Annotated in this window: 18 protein-coding genes; 4 read left to right on the top strand and 14 right to left on the bottom strand. The window is 67.7% G+C overall.

Features of this window, described 5'->3' with window-relative positions; translation table 11 throughout:
• Nucleotides 1-6: 6 nt before the first annotated feature.
• Nucleotides 7-1,200 carry a CaiB/BaiF CoA transferase family protein gene (locus WFK61_RS09600; RefSeq protein ID WP_336811304.1) on the bottom strand — a complete coding sequence of 398 codons (1,194 nt, stop codon included), beginning with the start codon at nt 1,198-1,200 and terminating at the stop codon, nt 7-9.
• A 112-nt stretch (nt 1,201-1,312) separates the two neighbouring features.
• Between WFK61_RS09600 and WFK61_RS09605 the strand changes: the two genes are divergently transcribed.
• The gene (locus tag WFK61_RS09605) at nt 1,313-2,464 is read left to right on the top strand and encodes an acyl-CoA dehydrogenase family protein (RefSeq protein WP_336811305.1); all 1,152 of its coding nucleotides are present in this window, start codon (nt 1,313-1,315) and stop codon (nt 2,462-2,464) included.
• A 9-nt stretch (nt 2,465-2,473) separates the two neighbouring features.
• Here WFK61_RS09605 and WFK61_RS09610 read toward each other — a convergent pair whose 3' ends face one another.
• A complete protein-coding gene (locus tag WFK61_RS09610; protein WP_336811306.1) occupies nt 2,474-3,169 on the bottom strand; it encodes a GntR family transcriptional regulator in 696 nt (231 codons plus the stop codon).
• Nucleotides 3,170-3,453: 284 nt separating this feature from the next.
• Between WFK61_RS09610 and WFK61_RS09615 the strand changes: the two genes are divergently transcribed.
• Nucleotides 3,454-4,383, top strand: coding sequence for a glycosylasparaginase (locus WFK61_RS09615; protein ID WP_336811307.1), 930 nt, complete (start codon nt 3,454-3,456; stop codon nt 4,381-4,383).
• Between the two features lie 31 nt (nt 4,384-4,414).
• Nucleotides 4,415-5,437, top strand: coding sequence for an amino acid ABC transporter substrate-binding protein (locus WFK61_RS09620; protein WP_336811308.1), 1,023 nt, complete (start codon nt 4,415-4,417; stop codon nt 5,435-5,437).
• A gap of 69 nt (nt 5,438-5,506) precedes the next feature.
• Here WFK61_RS09620 and WFK61_RS09625 read toward each other — a convergent pair whose 3' ends face one another.
• The 4 genes from WFK61_RS09625 to WFK61_RS09640 form a co-directional block, all read right to left on the bottom strand.
• A complete protein-coding gene (locus tag WFK61_RS09625) occupies nt 5,507-6,379 on the bottom strand; it encodes an ABC transporter permease (protein WP_336811309.1) in 873 nt (290 codons plus the stop codon).
• Nucleotides 6,379-7,296 (bottom strand): ABC transporter permease, encoded by a 918-nt coding sequence (locus WFK61_RS09630; protein WP_336811310.1) that lies wholly within the window; start codon nt 7,294-7,296, stop codon nt 6,379-6,381. Before WFK61_RS09630 ends, WFK61_RS09625 begins: the two co-directional genes overlap by 1 nt.
• Before the next feature lie 94 nt (nt 7,297-7,390).
• Complete coding sequence (locus WFK61_RS09635) at nt 7,391-8,914, bottom strand: ABC transporter substrate-binding protein (protein WP_336811311.1); 1,524 nt, start codon at nt 8,912-8,914, stop codon at nt 7,391-7,393.
• Nucleotides 8,915-8,990: 76 nt separating this feature from the next.
• Nucleotides 8,991-9,656 (bottom strand): RraA family protein, encoded by a 666-nt coding sequence (locus WFK61_RS09640; RefSeq protein ID WP_336811312.1) that lies wholly within the window; start codon nt 9,654-9,656, stop codon nt 8,991-8,993.
• A gap of 153 nt (nt 9,657-9,809) precedes the next feature.
• Here WFK61_RS09640 and WFK61_RS09645 point away from each other — a divergent pair, with 153 nt between their 5' ends.
• Nucleotides 9,810-10,790: a LysR family transcriptional regulator gene (locus tag WFK61_RS09645; RefSeq protein ID WP_336811313.1), complete on the top strand. Its 981-nt coding sequence runs from the start codon at nt 9,810-9,812 to the stop codon at nt 10,788-10,790.
• On the opposite strand, the gene WFK61_RS09650 is transcribed toward WFK61_RS09645, so the two are convergent.
• The 8 genes from WFK61_RS09650 to WFK61_RS09685 form a co-directional block, all read right to left on the bottom strand.
• On the bottom strand, nt 10,768-12,012 hold the full coding sequence (locus WFK61_RS09650; protein ID WP_336811314.1) for a Zn-dependent hydrolase: 1,245 nt from the start codon (nt 12,010-12,012) through the stop codon (nt 10,768-10,770). The genes WFK61_RS09645 and WFK61_RS09650 overlap by 23 nt on opposite strands.
• Nucleotides 12,013-12,186: 174 nt before the next feature.
• Nucleotides 12,187-13,209, bottom strand: coding sequence for a PleD family two-component system response regulator (locus WFK61_RS09655; RefSeq protein ID WP_336811315.1), 1,023 nt, complete (start codon nt 13,207-13,209; stop codon nt 12,187-12,189).
• A 13-nt stretch (nt 13,210-13,222) separates the two neighbouring features.
• Nucleotides 13,223-14,242 carry a chemotaxis response regulator protein-glutamate methylesterase gene (cheB, locus tag WFK61_RS09660; protein ID WP_336811316.1) on the bottom strand — a complete coding sequence of 340 codons (1,020 nt, stop codon included), beginning with the start codon at nt 14,240-14,242 and terminating at the stop codon, nt 13,223-13,225.
• Between the two features lie 22 nt (nt 14,243-14,264).
• Complete coding sequence (locus WFK61_RS09665; RefSeq protein ID WP_336811317.1) at nt 14,265-16,538, bottom strand: hybrid sensor histidine kinase/response regulator; 2,274 nt, start codon at nt 16,536-16,538, stop codon at nt 14,265-14,267.
• Nucleotides 16,535-17,230, bottom strand: coding sequence for a chemotaxis protein CheW (locus WFK61_RS09670; RefSeq protein ID WP_336811318.1), 696 nt, complete (start codon nt 17,228-17,230; stop codon nt 16,535-16,537). Before WFK61_RS09670 ends, WFK61_RS09665 begins: the two co-directional genes overlap by 4 nt.
• Nucleotides 17,230-18,495 (bottom strand): CheR family methyltransferase, encoded by a 1,266-nt coding sequence (locus WFK61_RS09675; RefSeq protein ID WP_336811319.1) that lies wholly within the window; start codon nt 18,493-18,495, stop codon nt 17,230-17,232. Before WFK61_RS09675 ends, WFK61_RS09670 begins: the two co-directional genes overlap by 1 nt.
• On the bottom strand, nt 18,495-18,959 hold the full coding sequence (locus tag WFK61_RS09680; RefSeq protein ID WP_336811320.1) for a chemotaxis protein CheW: 465 nt from the start codon (nt 18,957-18,959) through the stop codon (nt 18,495-18,497). Before WFK61_RS09680 ends, WFK61_RS09675 begins: the two co-directional genes overlap by 1 nt.
• A gap of 26 nt (nt 18,960-18,985) precedes the next feature.
• Nucleotides 18,986-20,623 carry a methyl-accepting chemotaxis protein gene (locus WFK61_RS09685; protein ID WP_336811321.1) on the bottom strand — a complete coding sequence of 546 codons (1,638 nt, stop codon included), beginning with the start codon at nt 20,621-20,623 and terminating at the stop codon, nt 18,986-18,988.
• Nucleotides 20,624-20,771 lie beyond the last annotated feature (148 nt).

The raw sequence follows: 20,771 nt of genomic DNA on the forward strand, positions 1-20,771 counted from the left end.
GGCTTCTCAGCCGATCGCGCCGGCAGCGCGCAGGCGTTCGATCTGTCCGGGCTTGAGGCCGAGATGCTCGGCCAGAACCGTATCGGTGTGCTCTCCGACCGCAGGCGGCGGCGTCGGTTCGCGCTGAGGGCTTGCGGACATCCGCAACGGGCTGCGGACCGAGCGGAAGCTGCCAATCGTCGACGCGGGCACGGAGACGACGCTCTGGCGCAGTTCGGCGATGTCACTGCTCAGGGCCTGACCGACGCTGCGAACATCGCCTGCAGGCACGCCGGCGGCACGCAGGCCAGCCAGCACCTCGGTCAGGTTCAGGTCAGCGAAATGCGCTTCGAGCAGGGGGAGCAGGGTTTCGCGGTGCTCGGTGCGCTTGCGGTTGGTCGCATAGCGCGGGTCATCCGAAAGATGGACCAGGCCGAGCACCCGGCAGAAGCGGCGGAACTGCTCGTCATTGCCGACGGCGATGGCGATCCGGCCGCCGATACAGGCGAAGATCTGGTAAGGCGCGATGCTGGGATGGGCGTTGCCGTAGCGGCCGGGCTCCTTGCCGGTATTGAGATGGCCCGAGGCGATATTCGCCAGGAAGAACAGGGCGCTGTCGTTGAGCCCGATATCGAGCCATTGGCCTTCGCCGGTGCGCTCGCGCATGTAGAGGGCGGCGAGCACGGCCTGTACCGCGTTCATGCCGGTGACGAGGTCGATGAAGGCGACGCCCAGCCGCATCGGCTCGCCATCACGTTCGCCGGTGATCGCCATGAAGCCGGATTCGGCCTGGATGATGAAGTCGTAGCCGGGGCGTTCCTCCTGCGCGTGGCCGCGGCCATAGCCGGAGATCGAGCAGACGATCAGGCGCGGGTTGATTGCCTTGAGGTCCTCATAGGTCAGCTGGAACTTGCGCAATGAGGCCGGCCGGAAATTCTCGACGAGGATATCGGCCTTCCTGGCGAGTTCGACGATGATCTCGCGCCCTTCCGCGGTTCCGATATCGACGGCGAGGCTCTTCTTGTTGCGGTTGGCGCCGAGATAATAGGTCGAGATGCCTTCGACCGAGGGCGGCATCCATCCGCGCGTGTCGTCGCCGGCACCCGGCTGCTCGATCTTCCAGATTTCCGCGCCGAGATCGCCGAGCGTCATGGTCGCCCAGGGGCCGGCGAGCACGCGAGTGAGATCGAGGACCTTGATACCTTCCAGTGCCGCGCCCATCGCCTGTTGTCTCGCGCTCTCGATATTTACTTACCGGCTGGAAGGTATTTAACTGCCTCGCCTTGTCAAGGAAGCCCGATGAACCGGGCGTGGGCAAGCGAGGGAGATGGCGATGGCCTTGGACAGCGAGACGATGCAGGGGTTGCTGGAGAGCGTCGCTCGCTTCGTCCGCGAGCGCCTGCGGCCCCTGGAGCATCAGGTCGCGCAGGAGGATCGCATTCCGCCTGAGATCCGTCGGGAGATCGCTGATATGGGCCTGTTCGGCCTGTCGATCCCGGAGGACTATGGCGGCCTCGGCCTGACGATGGAGGAGGAGGTCCGCGTTGCCTTCGAACTGGGTCGGACCTCGCCGGCCTTCCGCTCGCTGATCGGGACCAATAACGGCATCGGCTCGCAAGGTCTGATCATGGACGGCACGCAGGAGCAGAAGCGGCGCTACCTGCCGCGCTTGGCCTCGGGCGAATTGATCAGTTCCTTCGCGCTGACCGAGCCGGAGGCGGGCTCGGACGCGGCCTCATTGAAGACCTCAGCGCGGCGGGTCGAGGGCGGCTATGTCCTCAACGGCACCAAGCGCTTCATCACCAATGCTCCGCATGCCGGGCTGTTCACGGTGTTTGCGCGCACCGATCCATCGCAGCCCGGCGCCAAGGGCGTCTCGGCCTTCCTTGTCGAGGCTGGCACGCCGGGGCTTTCGCTCGGGCCGATCGACAAGAAGATGGGGCAGAGTGGCTCGCATACCTCGGATGTCATCTTCGAGGACTGCCGCATTCCGAGCGATGCCCTGCTCGGCGGGCGCGAGGGGCAGGGTTTCCGCACGGCGATGAAGGTGCTCGATCGCGGGCGCCTGCACATCTCGGCGGTCTGCGTCGCGATGGCCGAGCGCGTGATCGAGGACAGCCTGCTTTATGCCGTCGAGCGCAAGCAGTTCGGCCAGCCGATCGCCGAGTTCCAGCTGGTGCAGGCGATGCTGGCCGACAGCCGGACGGAAGCCTATGCGGCGCGCTGCATGGTCCTGGAGACTGCACGGGCCAAGGATCGCGGCGATGACGTCGCGACGGACGCCGCCTGCTGCAAGCTCTTCGCCAGCGAGATGGTCGGCCGCGTCGTCGACCGCGCCGTGCAGATCCATGGCGGCGCCGGCTATATCGCCGATCACGGCATCGAGCGCTTCTACCGGGATGCGCGCCTGTTCCGGATCTACGAGGGCACCTCGCAGATCCAGCAGATCGTCATCGCCCGCAACATGGTGAAGGCGCTGGGCTGAGCGTCGCGTTCAGTTGGCGCTCTTGCCCTGCTGGCGCAGGGCCTTCAGCCGGTTGATGAGGTGGCGCGCGCCCATCAGGATATGCTGTTCCAGATGGTCCTTGGCGCGCTCGATTTCGCCCTGTTTGCAGAGGTCGAGCAGCAGCTGGTGCTCCCGGTTCATCCGGTCGCGTCCACCGGTGAGGCGGATCGGCAGCGGGAAATGCCGATAGGCGTTGAGATAGAGCTTGCGGACGAGCTCCAGCGTCTGCGGCCGGTTCGCCGGGGCGTAGAGTGCGGCATGGAAATTCCAGTTCTGGCTCGACCAGGCTTCGTCCTCGCGATCGGCCGCCATCCGCGCCAGCCATTCCTCCGCCCTGGCATAATGCTGGGGGCCTAACAGCGGGATGGAGAGTTCGAGCAGCCAGGTCTCCAGCCGGGCACGGATCTCGTAGGTCTCCTCGAGATCGTCGATCGACAGGCCCGAGACCACCGCGCCCTTATGGGTTTCCTGGCGGACGAGACCCTCGGCTTCGAGCTGGTGCAGGGCCTCGCGGATCGGCACCCGGCTGACGCCAAGCTCGGCCGCCAGCTTCTCCTGCCGCAATTGCAGGCCTTCGGGCAGTCCCCCGGAGAGGATCTGGTCGCGCAGCAGCGCCACGACGCGGGCAGTCGCCGTCTTGCGCTCAAGCGCCGTGGTCTTGGTCGTGAGGATCGGCGCGGTCATCGCTCAGGCATGCTTCGTCGATTGCGTTTGGCCCCAATTCTTGCCCCGAACCGCTCGCGCTTACAATCGGTCGTGCCGTCATGCCGGCGCGGCGAAATTATTGTATCCAATTTTTCGAAGGGTGTGCAGCGGTATCCGCTGTTTAAGCGCTGCTAAAACCATCTTGCGTGTTATGGAGAGTCATCGTATCCAAAAATTGGATTCAATATTCAATTTGAGTGAGCGGCTGGCACGTGATCGCGATTTGCAACAATGAGGGAGCCTGCGGAATCGCGGCGACAGGCGTGGCGCTGGCCCGTGGCGGCGCGGCGCTGGACGCGATCGAGGCCGGCATCCGGCTGGTCGAGGCCAGCGACGAGGTCAGGACCGTCGGGCGCGGCGGCTGGCCGAATCTGCTGGGAGAGGTCGAGCTCGACGCCTCGGTGATGGACGGCACGACGCTGCGCACCGGCTCGGTCGGTTCCCTGACTGGCTATCTCCATCCGGTCAGCATCGCCCGGCAGGTGCTTGAACGATTGCCGCATGAATTGCTGGTCGGGGAGGGCGCGCGCCGCTTCGCCGCCGAGATCGACGCCGAGGCCGGCGAGTTGCTGATGCCGCATGCGCGGATGGCGTGGGAGCGCTGGTTCCGGACGGAGGTCAGCGCGGCCGAGCAGGCGCTTTGGCCGGACGTGCCGATGGCGGAGCTATGCCAGCAGGCGATCGACCCGGAGATCGGGCGCGATACCACGGTCTTCCTGGCGCAGGATGCGGAAGGCCATATCGGCGCGGGCACGAGCACATCGGGCTGGGGCTGGAAATATCCCGGGCGCCTCGGCGACAGCCCGATCATCGGCGCGGGGTCCTATGCGGATAGCCGCTACGGCGCCTGCGCCTGCACCGGCGTCGGCGAGATGAGCATCCGCGCCGGTACGTCGCGCGCCGTCGTCCTCTACATGAAGATGGGCATGAGCGTCGAAGACGCCGTGCACGAGGCGGTCGAGGACATGCGCGCGCTCAAGGGCGGGCTGATCGGCCGCGTGACGATCCACGCCATCGACCGGCAGGGCGGCCACAAGGTCGTCGCCGTCAACGGCCTGCCCGAGAACCATTACTGGCTCTGGCGCGCGGGCGCCGCCGCCCCGTCGAGCCATCCTTGCGAAATCATCGCGATCAGCGATGTCCCCGCCCCGAAGCCGACGGCGCATCGCCGCTACGAGCAGATGGGGCTCTGAGCCCGCCCTCCCGCCAGCAACAGGACAGACCATGACAGCGTCACGCCATCGCCTTTTCGCAGCATTCGCCGGCCTGCTGCTGGCCGGGACCGCCGCGCAGGCTCAAACCACGCTCGAGCGCGTCAAGCAGCGCGGGCAGTTGATCTGCGGCACCAGCACCGGCATCGCCGGCTTTAGCATGGCGGACGGGCAGGGCAACTGGTCCGGGCTCGATGTCGATGTCTGCCGGGCGCTGGCGGCGGCGATCTTCGACGATCCCGCGAAGGTCAAGTTCATCCCGCTGGCGAGCAAGGACCGACTCACCGCACTACAGAGCGGCGAGATCGACGTACTGCCGCGCACCACGACATGGACGCTGAGCCGCGACGCCGGGCAGGGCCTGAATTTCACCGCCGTGAACTACTATGACGGGCAGGGCTTCCAGGTCCGCGCCAAGACCGGCGTGAAGTCGGTCAAGGACTTGAACGGCGCCTCGATCTGCACGGTGCAGGGCACGACCAACGAGCTGAACCTTTCCGACTATTTCCGCGTCAACAAGATGAAATACGAGGTCGTCGCCTTCCAGGGCATCGACGAGACGGTGAAGGCCTATGAGAGCGGGCGTTGCGACGCGATCTCGACCGATATCTCCCAGCTCGTCTCCTATCGCCTGAAGATGTCCGACGCGGCCGAGCATGTGCTCCTGCCGGAGGTGATCTCGAAGGAGCCGATCGGCCCCTATGTCCGCCAGGGCGACGACGAGTGGTTCGACATCGTGCGCTGGACCGTCTTCGCGCTGGTCAATGCCGAGGATCTCGGCGTGACCAAGGCCAATCTCGCCGAGATGTTGAAGTCCGAAAATCCGGAGATCCGGCGCCTGCTCGGCGTCGAAGGCAAGTTCGGCGTGGGGCTCGGGCTGACACCGGACTGGATCGCCCGCATCGTCAGGCATGTCGGCAATTACGGCGAATCCTACGAGCGCAATCTCGGCTCCGGCAGCCGGATCAACCTGCCGCGCGGCATCAACAATCTCTGGTCGAAGGGCGGCATCCAGTTCGCGCCGCCGGTCCGCTGAGGCGGCCCAGCGATATCGACCGGAAGCATATGACGGCCCCGCGAGGGGCCGTCATCGTTCGAGAGGGCTTCAGCGCCGCTCGTCGAGCGCGTCGCGGACGCCGTCGCCGAGCAGGTTCACTGCCAAGATCAGCAGACAGAGCCCGGCGCCCGGCAAGGCGATCAGCCAGGGGTCGAACAGGATATGCTCGCGCCCTTCCGCGATCATCAGGCCCCACGAGGGCGTCGGCGGCTGCGCGCCGAGACCGAGGAAAGAGAGCGCAGCTTCGAGCAGGATGACGTTGGCGATCTCCAGCGTCGCGACCACGATCAGCGTGTTGCGCAGGTTCGGCAGGATGCCATGCAGCATGATGTAGAGATGCGAGGCGCCGAAGGATTGGGTCGCCTGCACGAATTCCCGGCTGCGCAGGCTTTGGGCCGCGGCGCGCACGACCACGGCGAAACGGTCCCAAAGCAGGAGGCTCAGCACGATCGCAAGCGTCTTCAGCGAGGCGCCGCCCAGCGCCACCGCGGCGAGCGCGACCAGCACGATCGGCAGTGACAAGCGCGTCGTCACGATAAAGCTGATCAGCATGTCGGTGCGGCCGCCGAAATAGCCGGCGGCGAGCCCGAGCATCGTGCCGATGAACCCGGCGCAGAGCGTGACGCCGAGCCCGATCAGCAGCGAGACGCGGGCGCCATAGAGCAGGCGGGCGAGGTAGTCGCGGCCGAGATGGTCGGTGCCCAGCCAGTGGGCCGGGTCGGCGCCCGGATACCAGAAGGGCGGCACCATGCGCTTGCCGAGATCCTGCGCGATCGGATCATGGCTCGACAGCCAGGGCGCGAAGATCGCGACGAAGACGATGACGGCGAGCAGGCCGCCGCCGATGCGGATGGCGCTGCTGGCGCTCAGGCCCTTGAAGAGCTTGCGCCGGCGGATGGCGGGGCTGTCGGCGATCGACATCAGGCGCTCCTCAGGCGGGGATCGAGCCAGGCATTGATCAGGTCGGCCACTGTCGTCAGCGTCACGTAGATCAGCGAGAGAATGAGGATGATCGCCTGCACCACGGGTAAGTCGCTGCGCAGCAGCGATTCCCAGGCGAGGCGGCCGAGCCCGTTGATGGCGAAGACGCTCTCGATGACGATCGAGCCCGAGAGCATCAGGCCGAACTGGACGGCGGCGAGCGAGACGAGCGGCAGCACGGCGTTGCGCAGGGCGTGGACCAGCAGCACGCGCGGTTGCGAGGCGCCCTTGGCGCGGGCGGTGCGGATATAATCGGCAGTGAGCACGTCGATCATGCCGGCGCGCGTCAGGCGCATCAGGGCGGGCATCGCGTAATAGCTGAGCACCACGACGGGCAGGATATAGCCCTGCCAGCTCTCGGTGCCGGAGATCGGCACGAGCCCGTACCAGACGCCGAAGATGACGATCAGGATCAGGCCGAGCCAGAAGCTCGGGATCGCCTGGCCGAGCACGGCGAGCATCAGCGCGATACGGTCGATCGTGCCGCCCGGCTTGAGCGAGGCGAGGATGCCGAGCGGGACGGCAACGACCAGCGCGAGCAGGAAGGCGGCCGAGCCGAGCACGAGCGTGACCGAAAGCCGCTCGGCAATGATCGGTGCCACCGGCAGGTTGAAATAGAGGCTCGTGCCGAAATTGCCGGCGAAGGCATTGCCGATCCAGCTCAGGAACTGCAGCGGGATCGGCCGGTCGAGGCCATAGGCCTGCCGGATCAGCTCGACGTCCTGCGCCCGGCCGGCCTGGCCGGCGAGGACGACGGCGGGATCGCCGGAGACGAACATCAGTCCGAAGGCGACGGCCGAGACGGCAAGCGCCACGAGGGCGGCGACGATCAGGCGGCGCGCGAGAAAGGGCAGCATGACGGCTCCGGGGATAGCGGGTCGGCCTGCCTGGCAGGGATGGCGCCGCTGCCAGCCAGGGACTGGAAGCGGCGCGGCGATAGGCGCGAAGCCGTTACTTCCAGCTCGACAGCCACCAGCGGGCGAACTCGTCCGGATGGGGCTTGAAGGTCAGGTCCTTCGACAGGCCGTAATTGATGTTGAAGTCGTACATCGGCAGCCAATAGGCCTGATCGGCGATCTTCTTCAGCGCCTTGGCGTAGTTCGCCTCGCGCAGCGCGCGGTCCTGCGAGGTGTCGGCCGCATTGACCAGCTCCATGACTTCCTTGTCCTGGACGAGGTCGTCGGCGCCGCCGCCGAAGAAGTTGGAGATGATGAAGGCGACGTCGCCGGTGCCGTAGCTGCCCCAGTTGGTGAAGAAGGCCGGCAGTTCGCCCGCGCGCCATTTCTGCACGCCGGCGGCGTATTGCTGCTCGTTCAGCGTGGTGCGGATGCCGACCTTGCCGAGATCGCTGGCGATCGCCTCGGCGACCGGACGCGGCATGGCGGCGAAGACCATCTCGATATCGACGCCATTGGCAAAGCCGGCTTCCGCCAGCAGCGCCTTGGCCTTGGTCGGGTCATAGGCGTATTTCGTCACGTCCTGCGCGCAGCCGAACTGCTTGGGGTTGCAGGCGGCATTGAGGACCTGCGAGGCGCCGCCGGCGAAGGCCTTGACGATGGCCTCACGGTTGACGGCGTGGTTGATCGCCTGCCGGACCTTCAGGTTCTTGGTCGGGTAGTCCTTGCCCTTTCCGGTCACGGTCATCCCGACATAGGAGATGCGCATGATCGGGCCGTTGACGATCTGCACGCGGCTGGCGAGGCGCGCGGCCTGATCCGGCGGGATGCGCCAGGTCCAGTCGAGCTTGCCGGCCATCAGCTCGGCGAACTGGGTGTTGAGCTCGGGGATGGTGCGCACGACGATCTTGCCGATCGCGGGCTTGCCCTTGGGGCTGCCGGCATAGTGGCCGTCGAAACGCTCGAAGGCGTAGCGGATGCCGGGCGTCATCTCGGTGAGCTTGTAGGGGCCGGTGCCGACGGGCTTGGCCGCCATGCCGGCCGAGCCGACCTCCTTGAAATAGGCGGCCGGATAGATCGGCAGCGCATCGGCCAGCATCTCGACCGCGCCGGCGAAGGGCTTGGCCATCTTGATGCGGACCTGGAAGTCCGAGACCTTCTCGACCTTGTCGATCCAGTCGACGGCGATGCGGAAGCGCGTGCCGTAAGCCGGGTCGAGCACGGTGGTCAGGGTATAGACCACGTCGTCGGCGGTGAACTTCGCGCCGTTATGGAAAGTCACGCCTTCGCGCAGGTCGAACTCCATCGTCGTGGGATCGACGAAGCGCCAGGCCTTGGCGAGCGCGGGCTTGATCTCGCCGGTGTCGAGATCCTTGTAGAGCAGGCCGTCATAGATGTGCCGGGCGAGGATGAGGCCCTCGCGGCCGGCGATCTTGTAGGTGTCGAGCGCTTCCGGCTCGAGCGCGAAGGCGGCGTTCAGCGTGTCGTCGGCCTTGCCGGCCATGGCCGGTGCCGGTGCCAGCGCGAAGGAGGCTGCCAGCAGCGCGCCGGCCAGCGCGGTCGTTCCCAAAATCTTCATCGGTCTGTTCCCCTGTGTTTTCTGGATGATCGATCCGGCCGGAGCGCGCCTCTATGGGCGATTCTGCGGCCGGAGCCTACGAAGCCCGCAACTTTTCCCAGAGCTTCAGCGCGCCGTTGATCTCGTCGATGCGTTCGCCCTTGCGGACCCGCTCGATGACGCCGGGCTCGGCCGCCTGCATGGCGGCACAGGTCCAGGCGAGAGCTTCCGCTTCGGCGGGATCGATGATGCAGACGCCGTTCTCGTCGGCGAGGACGAGGTCGCCGGGACGCACGGTCACGCCGCCGCACTGGACGGTCTCGCCGATCGCGCCGCCCTTGCCGAGGAGCTTCGTCGTCAGCGGTGAGCGGCCGCGGCACCAGACCGGCAGGCCGGAGGCGCGGATCGCCGCGACATCGGTGACGAAGCCGTCGATGACGACGCCGACGATGCCGGCGGCCTGCGCGGCGGCGGTCATCACCGCGCCCCAGCAGGCATGGCGCTCGTCGCCCTGGCGGTCGATGACGAGGATGTCGCCGGGCCTGGCCTGCGTCAGGGCGCAGGAGAGCACCGCGCCGTCATCGGGCGGGACGCTGACGGTGAAGGCCGGGCCGCAGACGCGCGGGCCTTCGATGACGCACTGGATCGCCGGGACCATGAAACCCTCGGTCAGGATATGGCCGAGCGTCGCGGTCTCGATCTCGCGGAAGAGCGCGGCGCGCTGTGCGATCGAGGCTTCGGCCGATGATCCGGTCGCTGTCATGGTCGCCCTTGCGCTGGAGGATGTCGCGTTCTGCCGAACCTACGGAAGCACCGAAACCGGGTCCAATAGACAGTTCCTATGCTAAGCATAGGCTTGCCACGGCAGCGGGTTTGCATAAGGGGCAAGGACCGCGAACGGAAGAGAGATACGCGCTTGAGCGGAACGAAGCCGAAGCTGCACCATCTCAACTGGAACCTGCTGCATACCTTCCTCGTCATCGTCGAGGAACGCAGCATCACGCGCGCGGCCGACCGTCTGCTCGTGCGCCAGCCGACGGTCAGCGCAGCCCTGCAGCGGCTCGAGGAGACGCTGGGTGGCCAGCTGATCCAGCGCGACAGTCGCCGCTTCGTCCTGACCAAGCGCGGCGAATTGCTCTACAAGGAATGCGTCGACATCTACCGTAGCGTGGCGCGCATCGGCGACCGGCTCTCGGAGGATCACGACGACCTGACGGGCCTCGTGCGCCTGCTCGTCGTCACCCATGTCGTGCTGCCGCCGCTCGACCGGACGCTGACGCTGCTCAACCGCAAGCATCCCGGCGTCAGCGTGCGGATCGACGTCGCCAACAGCCAGGACATCGTCCGCGCGGTCTCGCAGAAGCTCAGCCCGTTCGGCTTCTGCCTGCTCGCCAAGCCCTTAGCCGGGCTCGACTGCCGGCCGCTGCTGCGCGAGGAGTTCGGCATCCTGTGCGGGCGCGGCCACCCGCTCTTCGGGCTCTCGGACGTGCCGCTGGCGGAACTGCGCGACGAGCCCTTCGTCGCGCTCGCCTGCGGACAGGACGGGGCGCTGGAGCCGATGGTCTCCGTTAGGGAAGGGGCGGGGCTCGGCAGCCGGGTCGTCGGCTCCAGCCCCAATCTCGAAGAGGTCACCCGGATGATCGCGGCCGGGCTCGGCATCGGCATCCTGCCGCTGGCCTCCGTGGCCGAGGCGCTGGAGAGCCGCTCCTTGTGGAACCTCGCGCGGCCCGAGGACCTGCTCGGCGCCGACCTCTATTTCATCTCCAACCCGGCCATGCAGCTCAGCGCCGCGGAAGAAGCCTTCCTGCGGCTGTTCGAGCAGCGGCTCAGCGCGACCGAGGAGGAGCCGGCGGCCGATGCCGCCGCGGTTCTGCTCAGCGATCCGCCCGCGCCATGACGGTGTGAAGCAGCACGTTGAGGCCGGGTTCGAGGTCCTCCTTCGTGCAGAGTTCGGCGTTGTTATGGGTGATGCCGCCTTTGCAGGGCGCGAAGATCATCGTCGTCGGCGCATGGCGGGCGACGAAATAGGCATCGTGGCCGGCCTGGCTGAGGATGTCCTGCGTGCGGTAGCCCAGCGCCAGCGAGGTTTGGCGCACGCTGTCGATCAGCTCCTGCGCGAAGATTTTCCCGCCCCATTTCCAGACATCGAGGATTTCGGCGGTGCAGCCGGCGCGGGCGGCGGATTCGCCGACGGCGCGGCGGACGCGCTCGGCCATGACCTCGGAGGTTTCCGGATCGGGATGGCGAACGTCGCAGACGGCCTGCGCCCAGTCGGAGAGGATGCCCGGCTTGTTCGGCCAGGCGGCGAGGCGCGCGGCCGTCGCCTTGCCGCCGCCGGCGGCATAGGCCCAGCCGATCTCGTCGGTTTCGACCAGGAGGCGAGCGCCGGCCAGAAGGGCGTTGCGGCGACGCTCCATCGGCCAGGGGCCGGTATGGGCGGTCTCGCCCTTGAACTCGACGAGCATGCCCGTGCTCGGGAAGCCGCCGGTGACGACGCCGACCTGCATGCCGTCGCGGTCGAGATAATAGCCCTGCTCGATATGGAACTCGACATAGGCGTCGAAGGCGTGGGGCTTTGCTTCCATCTCGCCGCGATAGCCGATGCGCTCCAGCTCCTGGCCGATCGTGCGGCCCTCTTCGTCGGTGCGCCCCTGCGCCCAGTCGAGCGTATAGGCGCCGACGAAGCAGCCGGAGCCGACCATCGGCGGCGAGAAGCGCGCGCCTTCCTCGTTGGTCCAGTTGACGATCTCGATCGGCCGGCGCGTGCGATGGCCGAGCGCATCGAGCGTACGGCAGACTTCGAGAGCGCCGAGCACGCCGGCGATGCCGTCGAAGCGGCCGCCATTGATCTGCGTGTCGAGATGGCTGCCCATCACGACCGGCGGCAGGCTGTCATCGGTGCCGGCGCGGCGGGCGAAGATGTTGCCGATGCCGTCGATGCGCACGGTGAGCCCGGCCTCGCGGCACCAGCCCACGAAGGTGTCGCGGACCTCCTTGTCGGCATCGGAAAGCGCGAGACGGGAGAGGCCGCCCGGCCGGCCCGGGCCGATCTCGGCCGAGCGCTCGATCGTGGTCCAGAACCGCTCGATGTCGATACGGGCCGTCTCGAGGCTGGGCATGGCGGTCTCCTCTCCGCCGGGCGGGGCGGGAGCTGCTGCGGGGCGATGACGCGACGGGTCCGCGCCGCGCATGCGGGCGAACCGTCCAGCTCAGGATTTCAGGCGAGGGGCGGCGCAGGCAAATAGATATTGCCTATGCTTGCCATCGGCCGGCTTCCGCGCCGGCCGGGACCGTCAGCGGTTCGGCGGAAGCTCCGCCGATACCAGACGGTTGCGGCCCTCGTTCTTGGCGCGGAACAGGGCGAGATCGGCGGCGTTGACCAGCCGGGCCGGTTCGCCCTCGGCATCCGGCCAGGCGGTGGCCACGCCGACGCTGATCGTCACCCGGTCGGCGCCATGCGCGATATTGAGGTCGCGCACGCCCTGCACCAGCCGCTCGGCGACATGGACGGCGCCTTCCTGGGGCACGCCGGTCAGGATGACCACGAACTCCTCGCCGCCGAAGCGCGCGGCGAGGTCGGTCGAGCGGGTCGAGCCGTCCTGAATGACGCGCGCGACCTGCTTCAGAACGTCGTCGCCGGCGAGATGGCCGTAGGCGTCGTTGTAGCGCTTGAAATGATCGACATCGATCATCAGCACCGAAAGCGGGCTCTGGGTGCGCTGGCAGCGCTTCCACTCGGCAGCGAGATACTCGTCGAAATAGCGCCTGTTGCCGAGGCCGGTCAGGCCGTCGATCCGGGTCAGGCGTTCGAGCTCCAGATTGGCGCGCATCAACTCGCGCTGGCTCTCGCGCAAGGCGGGATAGGCCTCGTCGCGCTGGAGATGATCGAGATAGGCGCGGGTGTGGTAGCGCACGCGGGCGATCAACTCGATCTTGTCGGGCAGCTTGACGAGATAGTCGTTGGCGCCGGCCTGGAAGGCCTCGCTCTTGGTCGCCGGGTCTTCCTTGGTCGAGAGCACGATGACGGGCACGGCATGCAGCGCCGGGTGCTTGCGGTATTGCCGGACGAGATCGAGCCCGTCGACGCCGGGCATCACGAGATCCTGCAGGATGACGGTCGGCTTCACGCGCTGGGCGACCGTGATCGCCTCCAGCGGGTCGGTGCAGTAGTGGAAATCGACATCGCCGTGATGGGCGAGCGCGCGCCGCACCGCCTCGCAGACCATGACCTGATCATCGACCAGCAGGACCATGGACAGGTAGCTGTCGGCCGGCGGCGGGACATCAGGCAGGGAAGATTTCGTTTCGCCTGTCATGGGGCAACCTTCATCAGGACGACGGAGCGCACGCCTCGGTCAGGCGAGGGGCGATCGCGGCCAGCGGCAGAATCTCCGCGGCCGCGCCGATCGCAGCGGCAGCCTTGGGCATCCCGTAAACCGCGCTTGTGGCCTTGTCTTGCGCGATCGTCAAACACTGCCTGTCGCGCAGGAGCTTCAGTCCACGAGCACCGTCGCGGCCCATGCCCGTCAGCAGGACGCCGACCGGGTCTCCCTGCCAGCGTTCGGCCACGCTTTCGAAGAACACATCCACGGAAGGACGGTAGGGATAGTCGCGCGGCTCGGCCCGGTAGCCGAGCTCGCCGCTGGCCTTGAAGACGAGATGGTCGGCGCTCGCGGCGATCAGCACCGCGCCGCGCTCCGGCCTGTCGCCTTCGCGGGCCGGGCGGACGGGCAGGCGGCAATGCTGGCCGAGCCAGCTGGCGAAGCCAGGGACGAACTGCTCGTCGAGATGCTGCACGAGGATGATCGCGGCCGGGAACTCCGGCGGCAATCCGCCGAGCAGGGTCGCGACGGCCGCAGGCCCGCCGGCGGAAGCGCCGATGGCGACGAGGCGTTGCGAGGGGGAAGCGGGAGCCGGCGGCCGGCGCAGGCTGCGGGGCGCGGGAGGCAGGCTGCGCGAGAGCCGGCCGATCGTGGCGATGCGGACGAGCAGCGCGGCGGTCTGCGCCGAGGAGTGGCCGTTCAGGCCGACGCTGGGAATGTCGACCGCATCGAGCGCACCATGGCCCATCGCGTCGTAGACTCCGGAGACATTGGCATCGACGCTGGCGGTGACCAGCAGGATCGGGCAGGGCGTTTCAGCCATGATCCGCCGCGTCGCCTCGACGCCGTCCATCTCCGGCATGTTGAGGTCCATCAGGATCAGGTCGGGCCGGTCGCGCCGGCAGGCCTCGACCGCCTCGCGGCCGTTCATGGCGATCCAGGCGACCTCGTGCTCGGCCGTGGAAACGATGACGCGCCGCAACAATTCGACAGCCATCGGCAGGTCGTTGACCAGCCCGATTCTCATGGAACGCCCCCACAGCGCATGATCAACCCCATGGCTCGCCGATCAGGTCGACCACGGCATGGATCAAAGTTTCGTCGTGGAAGCTCCCTTTGGTCAAATAGTAATCCGCGCCGGCATCCAGCCCGCGGCGACGATCCTCCTTGCGGTCCTTGTAGGAGACGATCATCACCGGCAGGTTGCGCAGGCCGGGATCGCGCTTGATCAGCGTGACGAGCTCGATGCCGTCCATGCGGGGCATGTCGACATCGGTGACGACGAGGTCGAAGGCATCGGAGCGCACCGCGTTCCAGCCGTCCATGCCGTCGACGGCGACCTCGACCTCGAAGCCGTGATGGTCGAGCAGCTTGCGCTCCAGCTCGCGCACCGTCAGCGAATCGTCGACGACGAGGATGCGCTTGCGCCGCTTCTGGCCTGCGCGCGTGACGCTGCGCTCCAGCGTCCTGAGGCGCCCGCCCGAGACCAGCTTCTCCATCGAGCGGATCAGGTCCTCGACATCGAGGATCAATACCGGCGAGCCGTCATCCAGCAGCGCGGCGGCGCTGACGTCCTTGACCTTGGCGAGGCGCGGATCGAGCGGCCGGACGACCAGCTCGCGCTCGCCGAGGAAGCGGTCGACCACGAGCGCATAGAGGTCGTCGCCCCCGCCGACGACGACCGTCGCCAGCTCTGTCCCGTCCGCCGCGACCTCGCCCCGGCCGAGAATCTCATGGGCCGTGACGAGCCCGACCTGCTGCTCGCCGTGGCGGAAATGCGGGCGGCCTTCGAGCAGCTCGATCTTGTCGCGCGGGAGCCGCAAGGCGCGGGCGATTGCGGTGAGCGGGAGTGCGTAAGGCTCGCCGTCGATCTCGACGAGGAGCGCGCGGATCACCGAGAGCGTCAGCGGGAGCTGAAGCTGGAAACGGGTGCCGATGCCGGGTTCGGAGGCGATGGTGACCTGGCCGCGCACCTGACGGACCATGGCCTGCACGGCATCGAGGCCGACGCCGCGGCCCGAGATGTCGCTGACCGTTGCCTTCATCGAGAAGCCGGGCAGGAAGAGGAATTCGAGCAGTTCCTCCTCGCTGAGGTCCCAGACCGTCTCGGCCGTGGTCAGATTGCGCGCAAGCGTCGCCTGCCGGAGCGCTTCGATATCGATGCCGCCGCCATCGTCCGAGACGATGATCTGGAGCAGGCCGGCATTGTGCCGGGCTTCGAGCCGCACCAGGCCCTCGGCCGGCTTGCCGTTGGCACGGCGCTGCTCGAGGCTCTCGATGCCGTGATCGACGGCGTTGCGCAGGAGGTGGCCGAGGGGGGCGTCGAGCTGGTCGAGGATATCGCGGTCGATGCTGGTGGCGCCGCCGACGATGTCGAGGCGCACCGTCTTGCCGAGCGCCCGGCCGATATCGCGGACATTGCGCTGAAAATGCCGGACGCCGTCCTCGAAGGGCCGCATGCGGCTCGCCAGCGTCTCGTCATAGAGCCGATTGGCGAGATCGGTCGCGCGCCGGTCGACCGTATCCATCTCGTCGAGACGCTGGGCGAGGAGCGCCTGGCCTTCGGCCAGCTTGAGCTGCGCGGTTGCCAGCGCCTGGGCGGCGCGGCCATCGGCCTCGGCCGGCATGGCGGCGCGCAGATCCTCGAAGCTCTTGGCGAGTTCGGCCTGCACGCGCCGCAGCCGCAGCAGGCCGTCATTGAACGGCCGCAGCCGGCGCGCCGACATCAGAGACTCGCCGGCGAGGCCGAGCAGGCGATTCAGGCTGTCGGCGGTGACCCTCACCATGCGTTCGCCAGCTGCGCCATCTCCTGTCGGGGCTGGCGTGTCGGCAAGGACAGGCGCCGGGGGAGCGGCCGCGTCGGTGACCGGGGCCTTGTCCGTAGGAGTTGAAACGTTCTGAGCGGGGCTCGGTGCGGGCGCCTCCACTTCGTCGGAGGCCTGCCGCAAGACCTGCGCGAAAGCCTCGATCCTGCTCCTGGTCTGCGCCTCGGGCTCCTCCGTCCCGGCTGCGATCGCCGCAAGAAGGTCCAGCCCTGCCAGCAGCGCGTCGATATGCCGTTGGTTCAGCCGGAGCTTGCCGTGCTGCGCGGCGACGAGGCATTCCTCCATCTCGTGGGCGACCTGCACGGCCGGCGAGAGGTCGATGATGCGGGCGGCGCCTTTCAAAGAATGGGCCGCGCGCATGCAGGCTTCGAGATGAAGCGCGGCGGTCGGGTCGCGCTCGAGGGCGAGCAAGCCTGTCGTGAAGGCCTGCGATTGCGCCGCAAGCTCGGCCCGGAACAGCTCGAGCATGGAGAGGTCGCTGAGATCCTCGCCGCTCATGCGATGCTCCGGTCGATCAGGTCGAGCAGCCGCTGCGCATCGAGGCAACCGACCGCGCGGCCCTCCCACGGAATCATCGTCGCGACGACGCTCGCTGCCGAGCGGCCGACCGTCGCCGGCACGGCCGCGCGCTCATCAGCGCGGTAGGCGTGGAGGCCGTGGACCTCGTCGACCTCGAAGGCGACGTGCCGCGCCTCCTCGCCGGTGACGACGAGGCGCGGGAAGACGGCGATGCGATCGGTGCCGCGTGAGGGGCCTGCACCGCCGATGCCAAGCAGGGCCTGCAGCGAGACGCAGATCAGCAACTCGCCGCGCACGTTGACGATGCCACGGACGGCCTCGCTGCGGCGATGAGGCAGGGAATGGACCGGGCGCGGCTCGGCGATCTCGCGGCAGATCGCGGCGGGCAGGCCGAGCCATTCCTCGCCGATGCGGAAGATCAGGACGCTGTCGATCTCCTCGCCTTCGGGCGCCTTCTCGTCACGCGCCGCGAAATGCTGGGTCCACTCGTCGCGATAGCCCGGCGGCAGGGGCCGGTCGAGCAGCCTGCGGGCGATCTGCGCATGGGTCGGGCAATTGCGGCAATGGAGCTGCTCCTCCAGCTCCGGGCAGGACCGGTCGCCGCTGACGCCGATCTCGCGCCAGCATTCGTCGATGCTTTCGCTCGTCATCGGGGCGTTTTCGACAGTCATCAGGTGCCGCTCCGCTTGGCCAGCCGGTCGAGCCGGTCAGCGAGGGCCTTGGCGGCGCCATGGTCGCCCTGGCGCTGCTGGAGCAGCCGGAGCTGGGCAAGGGCTCGCTGGTGGTCGGGCGCCAGGTAAAGCGCCTTGCGGTAGTTCCGCATGGCGTCCTCGACCGCATCCGCGGCGTCATGCGCCAGCCCCAGCCAGTAGAACGCATCGGGCGAGGGGCCGAATTCGGCGATATGGCGTTCGGCCGCGGCGCTTACTTCGGTCAACCGCCCGGCATCGGCCGCGCGCTCGATCCCGGCGAGGCTGGCGGCCGCCCGGTCAGGCGGTGGAGCAGATGGCGGGGTGGGGGTGGCCTTCTGCGCAAAGGGGCGAGGCGTGGGTTTGGGCGCCTGCGGCAGGGGGGCTGCCTTCACTGGGGCTGGTCTCGGCTTTCGTGCAACCGGCGGCTCGGCCGGCTTCACGCGTGCGGCCGCCGCCTTGACGAAGGCGAAGGCGCGCGGGAAGCGCACCGAGGCGAAGCCGCACAGGACCGGCAGGCCGGATTCCGCCGGGCCGACCAGCAGCAGGCCGTCATCGGCCAGCATCTGCCGGAGCCTGATCAGCGCTGCTCCCTGTGTTTCGCGGTCGAAATAGATCAGCAGGTTGCGGCAGAAGGCGACGTCATAAGCCTCCTGGCCGATCGGTGTCGCCGCCGCGAGCACGTTGCCGAGACGGAAGCGGACATGCCGGCGGACGCTGTCATGCGGCCTGAAGCCGCCCTCCGCCGCTTCGAAATAGCGGTCGCGAAAGGCGATGTCGGCGCCGCGGAAGGAGTTCTTGCCGTAGATCGCGCGCTCGGCATGGACGAGATTGCGGCTGCTGACATCGACCGCATCGATCTGGAAGCTGCCATTCGGAAAGCTCGCATCGAGCAGCGCCATCGCGATGGAATAGGGTTCCTCACCGGTCGAGCAGGGCAGGCTGAGCAGTTTCAGCGGGCGGTTGCCGGCCCGGTTCTCGCGCAGATGCCGGATCATCGCGCCGAACGCCTCGCGGTCGCGGAAGAACCAGGTCTCGGGAACGATGACGGCGTCGACCAGCTCCTGCCGCTCGGCCGTGTCGCTCGTGACGAAAGCCCAGTAGGCGTGGAGATCGGAGATGGCGCAGGCCGTCATCCGCCGCTTCAGGGCATGGCGGATGACGGAGGCGCCGACCGTCTCCATGCTCAGGCCGATGGTCTCCCTGAGCAGCTTCTCGAAATCCCGGATCGGAGCGGTTTCGTCCATCACGGCTCCGCCATTGGCTGACGGAACAGGATGTCGCGGATTTCGGGCGTGAGCAGGGCTTCGCCCCGGACCCACTGGATCAGCCCGCGCTCGTCGCTCGCGACCGGGCCGAGATAGGCCGGCATGCCGGCCTCGACGCCGGAGGTGGTGAAGTCGGCTCGATCGCGCTCGATGGTCTCGACGGCCTGCTCGACCAGCAGGCCGAGGAGATCGTCACCGCCGGGGCCGGACGGATAGCGCAGCAGGATGATGCGGGTGCTCAGGCGCGGCTCGGCCGGGCGCCCGAGCGCGAGCAAGGCGAGATCGACGACGGGGACGGGCCGGCCGCGATAGCTGATCGCGCCGGCAACACCCGTGGGCGCGCCAGGCAGTTGCTTGGTCGCGAGCAGCGGCAGCACGGCCGCGACCTGCCCGGTATCGAGCACGTAGCGGTCCTGCCCCAGCTGGAACATCAGAAACAGCATCGCGCGGTTCCGTTCCGCCTCTCTTATCAGGCGCGCAGTTTGAAGCGCGAGATCGAGCTGCGCAGCCCGTTCGAGACCTGGTTGAGCTCGTCGATGGCCAGCGTCGACTGCTGCAGGGATTCGACCGTCTGCTGGGCGGCCTCGCTGAGCTGGGAGAGCGCCTCGCTGATCTGGCCGGCACCGGTCGCCTGCGCCTGCATGCCTTCGTTCGCGCCCTCGAAGCGCGGCACCAGCCCCTGGACCTGTTCGATGATCTCCGAAAGCTGGCCGCCGACCTGCTGCACCTCCTGCATGCCGCGGCGGACCTCCTCGGAGAACTTGTCCATGCCCATCACGCCGGCTGCGACGGCCGACTGGATATCCTTGACCATCTGCTCGATATCGTAGGTCGAGACGGCGGTCTGGTCGGCGAGGCGGCGGATCTCGGTCGCGACCACGGCGAAGCCGCGGCCGTATTGCCCGGCCTTCTCGGCCTCGATCGCGGCATTCAGCGAGAGCAGGTTGGTCTGGTCGGCGACCTTGGTGATGGTGGTGACGACCTGATTGATGTTGCCGGCCTTCTCGCTGAGGATCGCGAGCTTGGCGTTGATGGCGCCGGCGGCCTCCATCACCTGCCGCATCGTACTCTCCATGCGCGCCAGTCCGGCCTGCCCGCCATTGGCGAGCGTCGCTGTCTGCTCGGCGACGGCGGAGACCTCGTCCATCGTATGGGCGAGCTCGTTGGAGGTGGCGGAAATCTCCTTGGCGGTCGCGCCGATCTCGGTCGTGGTGGCGGCGATCTCGTTGGCCGTCGCCTGCTGTTCCTTCGAGGTCGCGGCGACCTCGGTGATCGAGGTGTTGACCTGGATGCTCGATTTCTGAATCTGGCCGATCAGCCCGGCGAGGTCGTCTGCCATGGCATTGACGCCATCGGCGAGCGTGCTGAACTCGTCGCGACGCTCCAGCGTCAGGCGCTCGCTGAAATCGCCCTGCCGCATGTGATCGACGATGCCGAGCAGCTTGCCAAGGGGCACCGTGACGGCCCGGAACAGCAGATAGCCGCAGAGGACCGCAAGGACGACCGCGATCGCGAAGCAGACCATCAGGCCCAGCTCGGCGGCGCGGACGATCGCGACGATCCGGCGGGTCGATTCGTCGGCTTCGGCCTTGTTGAAATCGACCATCCCGCGGAGCGTGTTGCGAACCTTCACGCCGATCGGTTCGAGGTCGCGCTTGACGGCGGCGGACTGATCGAAGGCTTCCCCTTTCGCTGCCGCCTGCTTGCCGGCAGCCAGGATCGCATCCTCCGCCGCCACGAATTGTTCGATGAGTTGCGAGGCAGCCGCATGGTTGCGCCGGTCCGTCTCTGAGTCGACCGTGCGCTCGTAGGATTTGAGCAGCTCGCGGACCCTTGCCCGGTTGGCAAGGATCGCATCGGCGGCCTGGCTCACCTCTGTCGTGTTGTCCGCCCGTCCCAGATCACGGGCGAACTGGTTGCTATCCGCCCAAACCACCATCAGCTGCGCGCTGTAATAGAGAGCCGGAACGGTCTTGGTCTCGACCTCGACCACCTCCCGCTCGGTCTGGAGGAACCAGAGATAGCTGGCGCCCGCCATGGCGGACATCACCGCGAGGATCGCGGCGAAGCTGATCAGGATGCGGCGGCGTATCGTCAGGCTCTTCATCGCTCAATCCATCGTCGCGGCGCTACCGGCGGGGGCCGGGCCGGCTGCCGCCGTGATCATGAGCCGAATCGTTCGCAGATCATTGTTAGCGAGGAGTTATTGCGTCTCCGTTGCGGAAACGCCTCGAATGATGGCTGTGGACGCGTAT

The organism is Allobosea sp. MMO-172, assembly GCF_037147855.1.
Taxonomy (GTDB): domain Bacteria; phylum Pseudomonadota; class Alphaproteobacteria; order Rhizobiales; family Beijerinckiaceae; genus Allobosea.